The 17,679-nt window shown below is 34.6% G+C and carries 19 protein-coding genes; 4 read left to right on the plus strand and 15 right to left on the minus strand.

Features of this window, described 5'->3' with window-relative positions; translation table 11 throughout:
* Nucleotides 1-14 precede the first annotated feature (14 nt).
* From Q0951_RS07195 to Q0951_RS07235, 9 genes are all read right to left on the minus strand, one after another.
* Complete coding sequence (locus Q0951_RS07195) at nucleotides 15-1,106, minus strand: TlpA disulfide reductase family protein (RefSeq protein ID WP_299335846.1); 1,092 nt, start codon at nucleotides 1,104-1,106, stop codon at nucleotides 15-17.
* Entirely contained in the window at nucleotides 1,099-1,977 is an 879-nt protein-coding gene (locus Q0951_RS07200; protein ID WP_299335848.1) for a PPK2 family polyphosphate kinase, read from the minus strand. Before Q0951_RS07200 ends, Q0951_RS07195 begins: the two co-directional genes overlap by 8 nt.
* A gap of 6 nt (nucleotides 1,978-1,983) precedes the next feature.
* Nucleotides 1,984-3,147, minus strand: a complete 1,164-nt coding sequence (locus Q0951_RS07205; protein ID WP_299335850.1) for a sigma-54 dependent transcriptional regulator — start codon at nucleotides 3,145-3,147, stop codon at nucleotides 1,984-1,986.
* 2 nt (nucleotides 3,148-3,149) lie between these two features.
* Entirely contained in the window at nucleotides 3,150-4,034 is an 885-nt protein-coding gene (locus Q0951_RS07210; protein ID WP_299335852.1) for a DUF6268 family outer membrane beta-barrel protein, read from the minus strand.
* Between the two features lie 16 nt (nucleotides 4,035-4,050).
* Nucleotides 4,051-4,932 (minus strand): mechanosensitive ion channel domain-containing protein, encoded by an 882-nt coding sequence (locus Q0951_RS07215; RefSeq protein ID WP_299335854.1) that lies wholly within the window; start codon nucleotides 4,930-4,932, stop codon nucleotides 4,051-4,053.
* Nucleotides 4,933-4,935: 3 nt separating this feature from the next.
* Nucleotides 4,936-6,249: an ABC transporter permease gene (locus Q0951_RS07220; protein WP_299335856.1), complete on the minus strand. Its 1,314-nt coding sequence runs from the start codon at nucleotides 6,247-6,249 to the stop codon at nucleotides 4,936-4,938.
* 1 nt (nucleotide 6,250) lies between these two features.
* Entirely contained in the window at nucleotides 6,251-7,177 is a 927-nt protein-coding gene (locus Q0951_RS07225) for an ABC transporter ATP-binding protein (RefSeq protein WP_299335858.1), read from the minus strand.
* A gap of 274 nt (nucleotides 7,178-7,451) precedes the next feature.
* A complete protein-coding gene (dnaJ, locus tag Q0951_RS07230; protein WP_299335860.1) occupies nucleotides 7,452-8,579 on the minus strand; it encodes a molecular chaperone DnaJ in 1,128 nt (375 codons plus the stop codon).
* Nucleotides 8,580-8,586: 7 nt separating this feature from the next.
* On the minus strand, nucleotides 8,587-9,132 hold the full coding sequence (locus Q0951_RS07235) for a nucleotide exchange factor GrpE (protein ID WP_299335862.1): 546 nt from the start codon (nucleotides 9,130-9,132) through the stop codon (nucleotides 8,587-8,589).
* A gap of 157 nt (nucleotides 9,133-9,289) precedes the next feature.
* Between Q0951_RS07235 and Q0951_RS07240 the strand changes: the two genes are divergently transcribed.
* Complete coding sequence (locus Q0951_RS07240) at nucleotides 9,290-9,964, plus strand: YceI family protein (RefSeq protein WP_299335864.1); 675 nt, start codon at nucleotides 9,290-9,292, stop codon at nucleotides 9,962-9,964.
* An 84-nt stretch (nucleotides 9,965-10,048) separates the two neighbouring features.
* On the opposite strand, the gene Q0951_RS07245 is transcribed toward Q0951_RS07240, so the two are convergent.
* Nucleotides 10,049-10,561 (minus strand): fasciclin domain-containing protein, encoded by a 513-nt coding sequence (locus Q0951_RS07245; RefSeq protein WP_299335866.1) that lies wholly within the window; start codon nucleotides 10,559-10,561, stop codon nucleotides 10,049-10,051.
* 128 nt (nucleotides 10,562-10,689) lie between these two features.
* Here Q0951_RS07245 and Q0951_RS07250 point away from each other — a divergent pair, with 128 nt between their 5' ends.
* The 3 genes from Q0951_RS07250 to Q0951_RS07260 are packed head-to-tail and all read left to right on the plus strand — an operon-like array spanning nucleotide 10,690 to nucleotide 12,801.
* Complete coding sequence (locus tag Q0951_RS07250) at nucleotides 10,690-11,247, plus strand: RNA polymerase sigma factor (RefSeq protein ID WP_299335868.1); 558 nt, start codon at nucleotides 10,690-10,692, stop codon at nucleotides 11,245-11,247.
* On the plus strand, nucleotides 11,244-12,023 hold the full coding sequence (locus tag Q0951_RS07255; RefSeq protein ID WP_299335870.1) for an anti-sigma factor: 780 nt from the start codon (nucleotides 11,244-11,246) through the stop codon (nucleotides 12,021-12,023). The genes Q0951_RS07250 and Q0951_RS07255 overlap by 4 nt, the downstream gene beginning before the upstream one ends.
* Before the next feature lie 4 nt (nucleotides 12,024-12,027).
* Complete coding sequence (locus Q0951_RS07260) at nucleotides 12,028-12,801, plus strand: SDR family NAD(P)-dependent oxidoreductase (RefSeq protein ID WP_299335872.1); 774 nt, start codon at nucleotides 12,028-12,030, stop codon at nucleotides 12,799-12,801.
* Between the two features lie 3 nt (nucleotides 12,802-12,804).
* On the opposite strand, the gene Q0951_RS07265 is transcribed toward Q0951_RS07260, so the two are convergent.
* The 5 genes from Q0951_RS07265 to guaA all read right to left on the minus strand — a co-directional run bounded on the left by Q0951_RS07265 (nucleotide 12,805) and on the right by guaA (nucleotide 17,503).
* Complete coding sequence (locus tag Q0951_RS07265) at nucleotides 12,805-13,035, minus strand: DUF3820 family protein (protein WP_299335874.1); 231 nt, start codon at nucleotides 13,033-13,035, stop codon at nucleotides 12,805-12,807.
* Between the two features lie 2 nt (nucleotides 13,036-13,037).
* A complete protein-coding gene (locus tag Q0951_RS07270) occupies nucleotides 13,038-13,580 on the minus strand; it encodes a DUF922 domain-containing protein (protein ID WP_299335876.1) in 543 nt (180 codons plus the stop codon).
* Between the two features lie 8 nt (nucleotides 13,581-13,588).
* Entirely contained in the window at nucleotides 13,589-13,990 is a 402-nt protein-coding gene (locus Q0951_RS07275; protein ID WP_299335878.1) for an OsmC family protein, read from the minus strand.
* Complete coding sequence (locus tag Q0951_RS07280; protein ID WP_299335879.1) at nucleotides 13,987-15,891, minus strand: LysM peptidoglycan-binding domain-containing protein; 1,905 nt, start codon at nucleotides 15,889-15,891, stop codon at nucleotides 13,987-13,989. Before Q0951_RS07280 ends, Q0951_RS07275 begins: the two co-directional genes overlap by 4 nt.
* 76 nt (nucleotides 15,892-15,967) lie before the next feature.
* Nucleotides 15,968-17,503 (minus strand): glutamine-hydrolyzing GMP synthase, encoded by a 1,536-nt coding sequence (gene guaA, locus Q0951_RS07285; RefSeq protein WP_299335881.1) that lies wholly within the window; start codon nucleotides 17,501-17,503, stop codon nucleotides 15,968-15,970.
* Nucleotides 17,504-17,679: the final 176 nt, after the last annotated feature.

Genomic DNA, 17,679 nt, shown 5'->3' on the forward strand with positions numbered 1-17,679 from the left:
TCACATCTTAAGTTCTATTTGAGAAATTCTATAAGCTTTTCTCTTAACTGCCCACCTCTTAAATCTCTGGCTATAATAATTCCTTGGTCATCAATAAGAATATTATCTGGAATTCCGCTGACATTGTAGATTAGGGCAGCTTCATTCTCATCTCCGAGTAGATCACTAACGTTAGTCCATGTTAATTCATCCTCTTTGATAGCTTTAATCCAATCGTCCTTATATTGATCTAAGGACACGCCTAAAATTTCAAACCCCTTAGGTTTGAATTCATCATAAGTTTTGACAAGGCTCGGATTAGTAGCTCTGCATGGACCACACCATGAAGCCCAGAATTCTATTAGCGTTAGTTTTGATTTTACTTCTGAAGCTTTTATTGTTTTCCCTTCTGGTGTAGTTTGTGAGAAATCGACAAACTTGTCACCAACTTTTAGATTTCTGCTTAAATCGATATATCGTTTAATTGACAATACATCTTCATTTTCTTTTAAGGAATCTGATAATTTAGCGTAGAGCTCCTCAGCAATATCTTTTCCCCAGGTCGTTTTATAAATATTGAAAATATCAGCACTTACTACAGAATTTGGAAATTCTTTGATAAATTCCTGATATGCTTTTGCCTCATTGGCTCTATTATCCTCGTACATTTTAAAGACTGTTTTTCTGTAATCAAGAGACAAACTATCATTAAATAATATAGCATTCATACTATCTTGTGCCTTGGTAAACGGATCAATACGTTTATTTAACTCGCCATAAAGATCCTGAATATCAGAACCTCTTACTTCAGCATCTCTAAATACTCCTGTTTCTCCACTAAAATCAATGTTGGTGTTTTCGAGCCAAAACGCTTTGACATCTCTCGTGTCTTCAATAATCAAATATACTTTTTTGGGTACTTCAACCTGGCCATTGAAACTAAATGTTTCATTAATGATCAATGCAGAATCTATAGCTTTATTATTAACATTTAACTTAATATAAGTACTATCTGATATCCCTTTGGCTGTTCCATTGATGGTATAGCCAACAGGCTTTTTTTCCGAAGTACAGGAAAAGAGACAAAACGTTATTAATGTATAAATAACTACTAAGGGCTTACTCATTTTCAAGTTCTTTAATGTATTGTCCAATATTATCTTTGATGTCGTCTTCCAGTTCAGGTTCTACAATATCCTTATACTGGATCAATGTGTCGTATAGAATTCGAGCCACAATATATCGTGCTGTTGGTTTATCATCAGCTGGAATAGTGTACCAAGGTGCATGATCTTTAGATGTTCTGTTAATAGCATCTTCATAGCATTCCTGATATTTGTCCCAAAGCTTGCGCTCTTTGAGATCTCCTGGAGAGAATTTCCAGTGTTTTTCGGCTTTATGTAAGCGTCTTAAGAGTCGGTTCTTTTGTTCTTCTTTAGATAAGTGTAAAAAGAATTTAAATATGATGGTACCATTTTCAGCAATGTGTTTTTCAAAATCATTGATTTGATCAAAGCGTTTATCCCAAAAGGCCTCATTGACATCATCTAAATTATGAACATCAGGTAAATTCTCACCTAAAATATAATTTGGATGCACTCTGGTAACCAATACATTTTCATAATGTGTTCTATTAAATATACCAAATTTACCACGAGCGGGAAGTGCGATATAATGTCTCCATAAATAATCATGATTTAGTTCCAATTCGGTAGGCACCTTGAAACTGTGCACTACAATTCCTCTAGTGTTAAAATCTTTGAACACCTCTCTAATCATACTATCCTTACCAGCAGTATCCATACCTTGGATACAAACCAAAATAGCATATTTTCCATGAGCATAGATGGTATTTTGAAAGTCCCCAAGCTTTTCACGTACTTCTTCCAACTCCTTTTCAATGTCCTTTTTTTTGGCATTCAAGTCGAAAGTAGTACTTGTGTTTTTTAACTGAATGGTCTCAGTAACTTTGAATTGGTTTACATTGATATTCTTCATAAGATATTATTTTGATGCAAATAGCTTAACGTCATTTTCACTGACTTCCTTTCCGCCTAATATAATTAAACGTTCTACAACATTTCGAAGTTCACGAATATTTCCTGTCCAATCATATTCCTGTAACAATTTGACAGCCTTATTTGAGAATTCTTTTTTAGCATTTCCTTGCTCTTCAGCAATTTTGGATGCAAAATGGTTGATCAATAAAGGAATATCCTCACGGCGATCATTCAATGCAGGAACTTTGATTAGAATCACAGCTAATCTATGGTAGAGATCTTCTCTAAATCTACCTTCCTCGATTTCCTTTTTTAAGTCTTTATTAGTTGCAGCAACCACCCGAACATCAACTTTGATATCTTTATCATTACCAACACGTTGAATTTTATTCTCCTGTAAAGCACGTAACACCTTGGCCTGTGCAGACAAGCTCATATCTCCAATTTCATCCAGAAAAATTGTTCCGCCATTAGCTGCTTCAAATTTTCCTGCTCTATCTTTAACAGCACTTGTAAAGGCACCCTTTACATGACCAAATAGTTCACTTTCGATTAACTCGGCAGGAATAGCAGCACAATTCACCTCTATTAATGGTCCTTTAGAGCGTTGGCTTTTTTGATGTAACCAATGAGCAACAAGCTCTTTACCTGTTCCATTAGGACCTGTAATTAATACTCTGGCATCGGTTGCAGATACTTTTTCAATCATATCCTTAATATGAGAGATGGCATCACTTTCACCTATCATTTCGTACTTTTTACTGACCTTCTTTTTGAGCATTTTGTTTTCTACAACAAGCTCTTTTCTATCTAGAGCGATACGAACTGTATTAAGTAGTCTATTCAAATCTGGCGGTTTAGAAATATAATCAAAAGCGCCTAGACGCATTGTATTAACTGCAGTATCAAGGTCTCCATGCCCTGAGATCATGACCATAGGGGTTTCAGGTTTGATCTTTTTAACGGCTTCAAGTACTTCTACGCCATCCATTTTAGGCATTTTTATATCACAGAGTACCAAATCAAAATCTTCCTTTTTTATTTTTTCAATTCCAACCAATCCATCTTCAGCTTCATCAACTTGGTAAGTATCACTTTCCTCAGAAAGTATTTTAACCAATACTCTTCGAATTGCTGCTTCATCTTCTATTACTAAAATCTTTGCCATATTTATATTTTAAATTTTATTCCTGTTCGCAAATAAAATGCATTAATATCGTCTAATTTAAAAACTTCATCGCGATTATCATTACGAAGTACATTATTTAACCGAAATGTATATCCTGCGTAGGCATAAGCTACTAAATGTTTTGTAAAGCAATATTCATACCCAAGTCCGCCAACAGCTACAGATAAAGAAATATTATCCACCTGTTTTCCGTTAATTAACTGAGGACGTTGCAAATGTGCAAAATATCCATCTAAGCCAACAAAGGTTTGCAACATACTACTTTCAGAAAAAAAGTATTTTACGTTTGATTTTGGAACACCTGCAGAAAATGACCAGTTGTCATTTACGCGTCTGTAGTAGCTTACAAATGGAAGCGGAAAAGGAATCCCAGCCGTTGTATTATAAGTTAGCCCCAAGATTAAACGGTATGGTTTCTTTAAATTGTCATCTTTAGTTCTGTCGTTTATAGCATAAATTCCTCCATTGATAAAGAAATCATCAGACGTTAATTTTTCAGTAAGCGTGGATGCAATTCGAGGATTAAATTTAGCACCTAACCTCCAGTTATCGCTTGTTTTAAATGTGTATGCAATATTAAGATCAATAACATTAATGGTTTCTAACAGCGTATTATCGAAAGGGTAATCATCTTCTAAATTAAGTATAATACGGTTATACTCTGCACCAATAACGAGATAACAATCTTCACTGGTTTCAATAGGGTAATTTACTAATGCTCTGATACGCGTGTATTGATCTTCAGAATTACTTTTTGGTATGAATGAGTATTCTAATCGTGCTAAGTCTGTGAGTTGTGCAAAAATGGTTTGAGAAATCAGGCAGCAAACCATAACACATAAAACTTTACACGATGTATTGATCATAAATAGTTAATTAAAATTACTGGTTGTTACTAATGATATGAATATCTCTTTGAGGGAACGGAATAGTCACGTTATGCTCTCTGAAGAGTTTATCAATTTCAAAACGTATATCACTCTTAGGAAATTGTGCTTTAAAACTATCAGCTAGAGTAAATACCAATTTAAAATTCAGTGAACTGTCTCCAAAGTTTGTAAAAATGACAGAAGGTTCAGGTTCACTTATCACATCTGGATGTGTACTGGCAGCTTGTAGTAATAATCGCTTAACCAATTGCACATCACTTCCGTAAGCTACGCCTACTTCTACGCTTTCTCTTGTCAATGACCCATTTTGGGTCCAATTATATAAGCTATTGGTTAAGTATAAGTGGTTAGGGATAACCAATACTTTATTATCAATAGTAACAGCACGAGTTGTTCGAAGTTTAATTTCTTCAACACGTCCAACCTTACCTTCAATTTCGATAATATCACCTACATGAACAGACTGATCAATTAAAATAAAAACTCCGGATATAATATCTTGAAATAAGGTTTGCAATGCTAAACCAACACCAATTAATAAGGCTGCAGATGCTGCAAAAACTGCTGTAACATTTACACCAACAGAGTGTAGCGTGATTAATAAAATAACGATATATATAAGCCACCTAAAGTAACCGTAAACAACATTGAATTTACTTTTATCTTCTTCAGGCAATTTTTTTGTAATCACTCTCAGTGCTAATCTCAGCACTAAGGTTGTTATGAAAATAACGGTAATTACAACCAGTAGATCCAAAATTGAAATACTAATATCTTTACCGAAATCGACATGCAAACTGAGAAAATCTCTTGTCTTTTCCCAAGCTGAGCTTTCTGTAATTGTTTCTTCTATTTTAGATAAATCTTGAATCATTATTTAGTACTTGATCCATTTATAAAGTTCTTTATAGCTTGGTTTTTTTCCGTACATTAAAATACCAACTCTGTAAATCTTCGCTGCGAACCAAACTGTTAATACAAAGGTGGTTGCTAAAATTACAAAAGATAATACTTGTTGCCAGATAGGCACTCCAAACGGTATTCGCATAAGCATAACTACTGGTGAAGTAAAAGGTATGAATGAGAATACTGTGGATACAGTTCCGTGAGGATCTTCAATAACTGTAAAAATCCCGACATATACTGCTAAAACTAATGGCATAATAATAGGAAGCATAAACTGTTGTGTATCTGTCTCATTGTCCACAGCAGCACCAACTGCTGCGTAAAGAGAGCTATATAACAAATAACCACCAATAAAGAAAAACATAAATGCAACGACCAGATTGGCTAATGGTAAATTGAAAAACGATTGGATGGCCCCTTGTACTTCGTTGGCTATTTCAGGATTTTGCATCGCCTGATCTAACATTTCTTGCTGTGGCGTTTGCATTTCGGCTATATTTACTCCGAAGATGGTTGAAAGGACAAAAATCAAAATACTTCCGAGAATAACCCAAATTGCAAATTGTGTGATTCCCGCAAGAGACGTTCCTATTATTTTACCTAACATAAGCTGAATAGGCTTAACCGAAGAAATTATGATCTCGATAATCCTACTGGTCTTTTCTTCGATGACACTTCGCATGATCATATTTCCGTAGATGATGATAAACATAAATAACAGATATCCAGCTGCTCCACCAAAGGCTAACTTCAAATAACTATCAATTTTTGAGGTTTTTTCTCCGGTAAATGTTTCTTGAGCGATAGTAATATTTGTTTTAGAAGCCTTAATTTTTTCAATATCAACTCCATTATTCTGAAGTTTAGAATCTGTAAGCTTTTTTTCAATCTTCTGTTCTAAACTAGACATGATTGAGAGTGAAGGTGATTCATCTGAATAAAACTTTACAGCAGTAATCATATCCTGATCATCAAGAGCGTTTTGAATATGCAAAAGTCCATATTCCTCTTTAGCTTTTACTAATTCTTTGGCTGTTTCAAGGCTTGTATTGGTTAGTACGTTATATTTTGTATGTTCAGTATCGACAAAAACATCAGCCATTATTCCTGTTTCATCCAATACCGAAATGTGACGTTCTTTGTCGTTATTCAACTGTGATAAATAAGCCACAACCGCTATGAGTGCTACCATGATCAACGGACTTACAAATGTCATAATTATGAACGATTTGTTTTTAATCTTAGTGAGATACTCTCGCTTTATGATAAGAGGTAAATGGTTCATATTAATTATTTTTTACGGTTTGAATAAAGATATCATTAGCACTTGGAATCACTTCTACAAAATGATGCACCTCTGCTTTTGACATTAAAAATTTCAGCAGATCATTTGAATTGCCTTGACCATTCAGCTTGATATTGAGCTTCACATCATCATTAAGGTTTTTAAACGTTGCAGGCAACACCTCAAATTGCTCCTTTATGGCTTGAGTTACAGTATCAACAGCATCGGTTTGTAAGCCCACTTCAAAAGTATTCGTTCTGTATTGACGCTTGATATCTGTCAATTTTCCGTCTAATACTTTATTTGACTTATGAATAAGGGCTATATGGTCACATAATTCTTCAACAGATTCCATGCGGTGTGTAGAAAAAATAACTGTAGCGCCTTCATCTCTTAGCTGTAGGATTTCATCTTTAATCAAATTGGCATTTATAGGATCAAATCCTGAGAATGGCTCATCAAAAATCAATAGCTTTGGTTGATGTAAAACGGTAACGATAAACTGAATTTTTTGAGCTTGGCCTTTACTGAGTTCCTGAATTTTTTTATTCCACCAATCTCCGATCTCTAATTTATCGAACCAATATTTTAATCGTTTTTTTGCTTCAGGTTTTGTTAAACCCTTGAGTTGAGCCAAATATAAAGCCTGCTCTCCAACTTTCATCGACTTGTAAAGTCCGCGTTCTTCAGGAAGATAACCTATGTTTTGAATGTGTTCAGGTTTGAGAGGCTCACCATCTAATTGTACAAAACCAGTATCTGGCATTGTGATTTGATTAATAATTCTAATGAGTGTCGTCTTTCCTGCTCCATTAGGACCAAGCAGACCAAAAATACTTCCTTTAGGCACAGAAATAGAGACGTCATTTAAGGCTCTAAATGTTCCAAAGTTTTTTGATACTGAATCTGCTACTAATAGGTTATTCATATATAGAATTTGATTGGTTCAATTAATAAATGTAAAGATAAAAATGTAAACCATCTAAATCGTGCTTATCTTACTAAATTATTAATGTTTTAAACTATTATTCAATAAATAAACTAAATTTACCACAACGAATATTAACAAATTAAATAAAAAACAAAACCCACCCTTAATGTTAATTAAGGATGGGAAAAAATTGCTATGAAAAAGAAAAATTACCACTAATAGAAATTAGTGATAATTCAAATATAGTGTTTTTTCTTAAATAAGAGGATTGTTATGAAAACATATCTTTAACTTTTTCAAAAAACGATTTATCAGAGCTTTGAGGCTTAGGAACGAAATGTTCATCGTCTCTCATATTTTCGAAAAATTCCTTTTGTTGTTTGTTAAGTGTTTTAGGTGTCCATACGTTAACATGCACTAGTAAATCACCACTTCCATAACCATTTATACTAGGAATCCCTTTTCCGCGTAAACGTAAGATTTTACCTGATTGCACACCAGATTCTACTTTGATTCTCACTTTACCAGTCACTGTATCAATTTCTTTTGAAGTCCCCAAAACGGCGTCTGGTAAACTAACGTATAAATCATAATGTAAGTTGTCGCCTTCTCGTTTTAATGTCTCGTGTTCTTTTTCTTCAATAACCACTAAAAGGTCTCCAGAAATTCCATTACCTGGAGCTTCGTTACCCTTTCCTGTAACTTTTAATTGCATACCATCTACAACACCTGCAGGAATCTTAACAGACACTGTTTCCTCTTGAGCTTTTAACCCCTGAGCATCCGCATCTGAAGGTTTTTTATCAATACTTTGTCCTGCACCACCACAAGTTGGACAGGCAGAAGATGTTTGCATACGACCTAAGATAGTATTAGTAACACGTGTTACTTGGCCAACACCATTACATGTTTCACAAGTTTTGTAAGTTGTGCCAGGAGCCTGAACTTTTCGTTTTACTTTGATTTTCTTTTCAACGCCATTGGCAATTTCTTCCAGCGTCAATGTGACTCTAATTCTAAGGTTACTTCCTTTAACTCGTCTTTGGCCACCGCCAAATCCTCCTCCAAAACCAGAGAAACCTCCGCCGCCACCAAAAGCACCTCCAAAGATATCACCAAACTGGCTAAATATATCATCCATATTCATGCCGCCACCACCAAAACCACCTGCACCTTCAAAGGCTTGGTGACCAAACTGGTCATAACGTGCTTTTTTATCAGCATCACTCAAGACTTCATAAGCTTCTGCAGCCTCCTTGAATTTAGCTTCAGCATCTTTATCATCTGGATTCTTATCTGGATGATATTTGATAGCCATCTTACGATAGGCTTTCTTTATTTCTGCAGCAGAAGCATTTTTTTGAATTCCTAATACTTCGTAATAATCTCTCTTTGCCATAGTTTCTTTATTGTCCGATTACAACTTTAGGAAAACGGATTACCTTTTCACCTAGTTTATATCCTCTCTCAACAACATCAATAATTTTCCCTTTTAAATCATCACTTGGTGCAGGAATTTGAGTTATCGCTTCGTGATCATCGGGATTGAATGTATCGCCTTGAGCAACTTCTATTTTCTTCAATCCTTTTTGTTCTAAAGTTGTTAATAGTTTTTGATAGATTAATAATACACCTTTGCGTAATTCTTCAGCTTCTTTGTCATCTTCAATATGCAACAACGCACGCTCAAAATCATCAAGTACAGGCAACATTGCTACCATTACTTCCTCGCTGGCTGTTTTAAATAAATCGATGCGTTCTTTTGTAGTTCTCTTTTTATAATTTTCAAATTCAGCAAACAAACGCATGAATTTATCCTTCTCCTTTGCTAATTCTTCTTGCAATTGCTCTTCTGGTGTTAATGTTTCTATTTTAGCATCCTCAGTGCTCTCAACAGTTTCTTCTTGCATTTGAGGTTCCTCTATAGTTTGGTCTTTATCTTTTTTACTCATTTGTGGATTATTTTATAAATCTTCGATTTAAGATGGCAAAAGTACTGCCATTATTATTAAAATGTCAAAATGTCATCAAATTATTTTCTACGGAATTGACTTATGACTCAACAATGCTTATTTTTGTATGACATAAACAACTAATATATTAAACACTATGAAAACGAATTTTTTAAAATTTTCTATGCTTTTAGCATTAACCATTGCTTTTACAAGTTGCAAAGACAAGGCTGAAGAAGCTAATGTTAGTGACGCAGAAGCTGCTGCAGTAAGCGAAAGCACATCAGAAAAATATACTGTAAATGTTGCCGAATCTACAATTCACTGGAAAGGGTTCAAACCTACAGGAACACATACAGGAACTATCAGTTTAGACAATGGTGTCTTCAAAACTGAAGACGGACAATTACAAAGCGGTTCTTTTCTTATCGATATGAAATCCATAAATGTAACCGATTTAGAGTCTGGTGATGGGAAAGAAAATTTAGAAGCGCATCTTATGGGAACTGTTGAAGGCAAAGAAGGAGATTTCTTTAACGTTACTAAATTTCCGAATGCAGCTTTCGAAATTACTGGAACAGAAGCGATGGAAAATGGAAAGACAAAACTTTCTGGTAACCTGACCATTAAAGGACAAAAGCATAATATTTCATTCCCTGTAACAATGTCTAACGAAGGTGACATGATGTCTATCGATAGTGAGCCATTTACTATTGACAGAACAGTTTGGGGCGTTAATTATGGTTCTAAATCTATTTTTGATGATTTAGGAGATAAGTTTATTAGTGATGATATGGAATTAAAGATTTCATTAAAAGCCAAGAAATCTTAACGATAATCACAGATATCACATAAAACAAAAAAGCATTCACGTTCGTGAATGCTTTTTCTCTTTTTCATAGCAGTTATTCCCAAATTATTTAGGCATCACTACTGTGTTAATTACATGGATTACACCATTACTTCCCATTACATCCGTTGCAGTAATCTCACTGTAATTTCCGTTTTGGTCTTTCAACCATATTTTGCCATCTTTTTGTAATACTGTTAGTGTTTGTCCGTTTAGTGCTTTCAGCTCAACTTTCCCATTTCCTTTCTTTAAAGCTGCTACAACATCTGATGCTGCCAATTTCCCTGATACTACGTGGTAAGTTAAAATATTTGCTAGTGCTTTTTTGTTTTCTGGCTCTAATAAAGATCCTAATGTTTTTGAATCAATCTTTCCAAATGCTGCATTTGTTGGTGCAAATACAGTAAAAGGACCATCTCCCTGTAATGCTGATACTAGATCTGCTGCTTTTAATGCTGTAACTAATGTTGAGAAATCATCGTTTCCAGCTGCTGCATCTACAATTGTTCCTTGAGCCTTTGCATTTTGACTGAATGTCAATGCAACAAATGTTGTTAAAATAAATACTAACTTTTTCATAATTTTTTTTTATTTGGTTAAACTATTTAATGTACTTGTTTTCGTTTTGAAGTACTTTCATTTATATTTACACAGCATTGTTATCTGTGGATGAGCTATGGATTTATTTTGTGAAATCTTTAACATTAATGAGCAACGATAAAGCCCTTATATTGAAACTTCAAAGCAAAGACGAAACTGCTTTGGGACTCATATATGATAAGTATTCGGCGGCTTTGTATGGTGTTATTATAAGAATGTGTAGAGACGAGGATGCTGCAAAGAACTTACTACAAGATACTTTCATGACAATTTGGGAGAAATCTGATAAATATGATCCAAATAAAGGACGCTTCTATACTTGGGCGTACAGGATTGCCAGAAACAAAACGTTAAATTTTCTAAGAAAAACAGATCAGCTCATCCAAGTAGAAGATTTAAGTGTATATAAAGATAGAACAGAAGAAGAAACTGATAAACTAGATTATCTTAAACTTAAAGGTACGATCAAACGCTTAGATGCTCACCACCAAAGAGCTATTGAACTGGTGTACTTTAATGGCCTTACTCACAGAGAAGCCCATAAAGAAATGGATGTTCCACTGGGAACATTTAAATCTTACATTAAACAAGCACTGAGACAGTTACAACAATCGTACTTTAAATTGATTATATTTTTGATGGTCTTAATTGATGTAATGAGATGATGGATAAGGCGTACATACTAGATAACGGAATACTGGAACTTTATGTGTTGGGAGAACTTTCAGAAAGTGATCAACAACAGGTAGATACTGCTATATCTCAATATCCTGAACTACAATCTCATTTAGATGCCATTGAAGAAAGCTTTGAAAAAATGGCTTTCGAAAATGCCATAGACATTCCTGTCAACATAAAATCGGAGTTACTTAATACCATTTCTAATACCACAACAAAAACTGTTTCTATAGCACCTCAAAAATCGTTACGTTCGTATTTGAACATTGCTGCAAGTATTACCGTGCTGTTATTAATAGGTTCCGTGTATATGTACTCACAACTAAATTCTACCAAAAAACGATTAGAAGTTGTTGAACAGGAAAATGCAAAACTTAATAGCAACATAGAAAACTTAAATAACTATTTAAGCGAAACCAATAAATGGTATGTCGCTATCAATGATCCCGATGTTCAAAAATATGTGCTAACGGGAAATGCTATGATGCCAGAAGCAACAGTTATTAGCTATGTTAACAATATTGATAAATCGGTTGTCATAAACACCAAATATCTACCAAAACTTGATGACGATCATGATTATCAAATGTGGGCTGATGTCGAAGGTGAAATGATAAATATGGGAGTTATTGATAAAAGTAAAGATATGCTTGCTATGAATTATATTGATAATGCTGAATCATTAAACATTACCATTGAGCCTGCAGGCGGAAATGACCATCCAACAGTCTCGCAACTCATTACCAATGTTTATCTACAATAATGTTATGAAAGATAAAATTGTACTCATAACTGGCGGAACCTCTGGATTAGGACTAGCAACATCCAAGGCTTTTATTGATAAAGGTGCTACTGTCATTATTGCTTCACGTACACGATCTAAGTTTGAAAACAATTTTGATCAAAACAACGAGAATATTGTGTTTGTTGAAACAGATTTCAGCAGTATGAGTTCTGTAGAGTCGCTTTATAATATCATTTCTGAAAAGTATCCAAAACTCGATATTGCTATAAATAATGTAGGCACTGCAAGTTTAAAACCTCTTACTGAAATTACTGAAGAAGAGTTTGACAACACCATAAATGTTAATCTGAAAAGCTTATGGATGGGCTTAAAACATCAGATCAAAATGATGTTTAAGGACCAAAACACCGACAAAAAGATTATTAACATTGCCTCTATAAACGGACTTGGAGGTGCTGAGTATTTATCTATTTACGCTGCCGCAAAAGCAGGCGTAATCTCTTTAACTAAATCTGCTGCACTTGAGACTGCAAAATCCAACATCACTATCAATGCCATTGTTCCAGGACCATTTGACACACCAATGCTTCATCATGCTTTGAACCTACAATCTGGGGGAGATACAGATAAAAAGAAAGCTATCGAGGCTCAATACAAACAGTTTATACCTGAGGGTCGATTTGGTGATCCTGAGGAATTGGCAAAAACAGTCTTATGGCTTTGCGAAGGTGATGTAAAATATATTTCTGGACATTCATTTATTATTGATGGTGGAATGACCTCTAGATTCAGGTAGTTACTATCTTGGATACCGTTTCTGTATGTCGCGTATCAAATATTCTAAACCGTTTAACTTCAAATCATAGACTTGCGTAAGCATATCACCTAGCTTTCCTTTTGGAAACCCTTTATTGTGATACCATACCACATAATACTCAGGAAGATCAATAAGATAACGACCTTCATATTTACCATAAGGCATTTTGGTATGTGCTAATTTTATCAGGAAATCTTTATCAGGTTGAAGCATGTCTATTGCGACTTATACGCTTTAAATTTGTCGAGTTCATCTGTAACAAACTTCGACCAAACTGCTTGCATTTCCTTATTAATGGAATTCTGACTTTGAGTGTCATAATCATTTTGCATTTTGGCAAGATTTTCGTTGGCCTGACGATGTAAACGTCGCAACTCTTCTTTTATATTTTGAGAGATTCGTAGTTTCGACATCCCATAACGCAGTTGTCTTACATGTAATTCAGTAATATCAAAATGAAGTTGCTCATGAGCGAGAATATGATCATCACCTTTAGATTTTATATACCAGGATTTTTCAGGATAAAAATGCGCTTCAACTGTGGCATTGAAACTTACAAACCTTTCATTAGATTGCTTTACTGAAAATGAGAATGTAATTCCTGAAGCAGTGACAGCAACTGCATCTGAGTCGTCCTCAACAGGACCTCTAAAATCTGCCCAAGTCAACTTCTTAGATTCATTCCATTCAATAGTAACCTCATCTGTTGAAGATGTATTAAAAAGGCATAAAACAATAATTAAAAATCGTGATAACATGTATCCTTTTATTTCCAGTTAAACGTGATATCTTTTTCGATATCAGGATGTAAACTGTAATGCACAGGACAAGTATTAGCGGTATGTTCTAATATCTTTCGTGTTTTTTCATCAGCTTCAAAAGGAAACTCCAAAGCCACTTCTATCTTAGATATTCGTCTGGGATTGCTGGCCATAGTTTTAGTAACATGAGCTGTAGTTCCTGACATATCAACACCCAGATTTCTAGCTTTAATTCCCATAACTGTAATCATACAACTTGCTAATCCTGTAGTAACAGTATCTGTAGGTGAAAACGCTTCTCCTTTGCCATTATTGTCTGTAGGCGCATCTGTTAAGTAAGAATTATTAGATTTCAGGTGAACACTTTCAGTCCTTAAATTACCAAGATAAGTTACTTTTGATGTCATCTTTTGGCTTCAACAATTGTTAAGTTATCATATTTAACGATATAGACAGCTTCGTTATAATATCCTCCAAACATCTTTTTAGAATATCTAAACTTATTTTCAACATATTCGGTTTCAATCTCAGTAGTTGAGGCTTTATACAGATCATCCTCACTAGCTAAACGCAATAGTAGATCCATAGTAAGATCAAATCCGCGAACAGCATATCTATTGGGACTCACGTTGTATGCTCTTCTGTAAGCTCTTATAAACCCATTCCTTGATGTAGGTTCAGCAGTTTTATTAACTGATGGGTAATGGAATTTCAAATTGGATAAATGATAATTTGAAATTTCCCTACCTTCAAAAGCTCTGTTTTTATCTGTTGTCATTAATATAATTTCCTTTCCATTAGTGTTTAAACCATTAATCACACTAATTACATTAGAAGCAAAACCTTCATTATCGGTTTCCAAAAACACAATGGTTCTACCGTTTTTAAAAATGGCTTCCAATTCTGTTTGATATATAAAATAAGCTTCTTGACCTTTTTTGTTTTTTCTTGAAAAAATTTGTTTAGCTGAAGGAAACTCTGCCAACAACTTATCACTAATAGCTTTATGTTTAGAATCTGAGATGATAACCATATCCTTAGGCAAGGAATCAGATTTTACATAATTTATCATAGTTTCCTGAAGTAATTCACTTGAAGGTACAGTTTGAAACACATTACTGTAAAGATTAACTGGCATCGAATACGGTGACACTACTGGTGTGTTATCCTTTTTTAATTCCGAAGCTACACGATCCAAGTGTTTTGGCATTAACGGACCAATAACTGCATCATACTCTGAAAAATCATTGTCATTCAAAATACTAGAGATCTGAGCGCTTTGATTTCTGGTATCAAACACTTTCATATGTGTTGATATTCCCAAACGTTTAGCTGAATCAATTGCAATTAAAGCACCTGCATGAAAGTCTAAAGACACTGACAATAAACGATCAGTTCGTATTTTCTTTTTTGCTTCTTCAGTTGAATCGACATCTATTTTATGTGTTCTGTAAGGCAACATCAGAGCTATCTTTTTGGCACTTAAGTTTCTAAGGTTACTTGACAAATTGGTGTTTTCAATATCTTTTATAACATAATCGGTTTTAACATCCTGAGGCACACGCAATACCATTCCTAATTTTAAACCACCTTCCTTTAATTCAGGATTTAGAGCTTCTAATTCTTCTTGAGTAACACCTAACTTTCTGTTAAGTGCCATATAACCCTCACTTTTTAAAACAGTGTAGTAGTTATAAGCTTCCTCAACAGTTTTTTCTTCATTATTACTGATATTGGGAACATTAACCTTCTGGCCAGGTTGTAGCACTTCTCCCAGATTTGGATTTAAAGCTTCTAATTCTGGTACTGTGATTCCAAATTTATAAGCCACTCGCCATTTTCCTTCCTTAGGTAATACTGTATACTTCTTTACAGTATTGTTTAGCGATACTTTATTCACTATTGTTTTATACTTCGGAATTTTAATCTTATCGCCTTTTCGCAAGTTTTCTGAATACAAACGCTTGTTATACTTTTTGATATCTTCAATCTCAATACCATACTTTTGAGAAATACTGAACAACGTTTCTTTACGTCTTACTTTATGTGTTTTAAAACTAACAACTTCTTTTATTTCCTCTGGAATTGGTTCATTTTTAACTCTCGATGTAGGAATGATTAAAACCGTATTGACACTTACAGAACTTTTAGCATCAGGATTTAGTGCATATATATCAAATGGAGTGACCAAGTATTGCTTTGCTATACTCTCAATAGTCTCCCCTTCTTGAACCTTGTGGGTTTTATAATCTTGAGCCATAGCAGTAAAACTGCATAGCAAGATGATTATGATTAGAAATTTTTTCATTCAATAGTATTTATATTCTTAAGTCAATTAGACCTGTAATCTTATGAAACATTTTAAATCTATAAGTCACAAGACATTATTCCCATTCTATAGTTGCTGGCGGTTTAGAACTAATGTCATACACTACTCTATTAACGCCTTTCACTTTATTTATTATCTCATTAGAGGTTTTTTGTAGAAATTCATAAGGAAGATTGACCCAATCAGCAGTCATTCCATCTGTACTTTCCACAGCTCTCAAAGCTACACACTTTTCATAGGTACGCTCATCTCCCATTACTCCTACACTATTTACAGGAAGTAACATTGCTCCAGCTTGCCATACTTTATCATATAAATTCCATGAACGTAAATTATTGATAAATATAGCATCCACCTCTTGTAATATACGTACTTTTTCGCGAGTTAGATCACCTAAAATTCGAATTGCCAATCCAGGGCCTGGAAATGGATGTCTACCTAACAAATGTGAATCCATATTCATAGAAGCACCAACACGTCTAACCTCATCTTTGAAAAGTGCCTTGAGTGGCTCTACAATTTTCAATTTCATATAATCAGGTAAACCACCAACATTATGGTGACTTTTTATTGTGGCACTTGGACCTCCAGTGGCCGACACACTCTCAATAACATCAGGATAGATAGTACCTTGCGCTAACCATTTCACATCCTGTATGCGATGTGCCTCATCATCAAAAACCTCAATGAACACACGCCCTATAGCTTTTCGTTTTAGCTCAGGATCGCTTACACCTTCAAGAGCATCCAAAAAGCGTGCCGAAGCATCAACACCTTTGACATTGAGTCCCATACCCTCGTACTGATGCAATACATCTTCAAACTCATTTTTCCGAAGCAAACCATTATTTACGAAAATACAATACAGGTTTTTACCAATAGCTTTATGTAAAAGCATTGCAGCTACAGAAGAATCGACACCTCCTGACAATCCAAGAACGACTTTATCATCTCCTAATTTTGTTTTTAGATCCTCTACAGTTTCTTCAACAAAAGCATTTGGTGTCCAATCCTGATCTACCTTAGCAATCTTAACTAGGAAATTTTGTAAAAGCTGATGTCCGTCAGTTGTATGGTAAACTTCAGGATGAAACTGAATGGCATAGGTATCTTCTCCTTCAATCTTAAATGCTGCATTTTCAACATCTTCAGTACTTGCCAGAAGTAAACCATTAGTTGGTAATTTTTTTATAGTATCACTGTGACTCATCCAGACCTGACTACCTTCGTGAATATTCTCGAAGAAATCTTCATCAGTTTTGATGAAACCTAAGTTAGCTCTTCCGTATTCTCGCGTATTGGATTCAGCAACCTCTCCACCTGAAAAATGGGCTAAATATTGCGCGCCATAACATACAGCGAGCATTGGCTTTCTTCCTCTAATTTCAGAGAGATCTGGATGCAATACATCTTCACCTCTGACCGAGTTTGGGCTACCAGATAAAACGACGGCTTTAAAGCTTTCAGAATCTGCAGGAATTTTATTGAATGGATGAATTTCGCAGTAGATGTTTAACTCTCTAACGCGACGCGCAATAAGCTGAGTGTATTGCGAACCGAAATCTAAAATAAGGACTTTATTGTGTTGCATGTGCAAAAGTAATAATTGATTTTAGATTGGCGATTTAGAGTTAATGATTTTTTGACTTTTTTTTTAACATTTTGAAAGACATGTAAACACTGGTGTTTTTTGAATGTACCCCTTTTGTCCTATCTGTCATTTTTGACCAACTTTTATAATTAGTATCTTTAAAATATTAACTATGC

The organism is uncultured Psychroserpens sp. (assembly GCF_947501425.1).
Taxonomy (GTDB): domain Bacteria; phylum Bacteroidota; class Bacteroidia; order Flavobacteriales; family Flavobacteriaceae; genus Psychroserpens.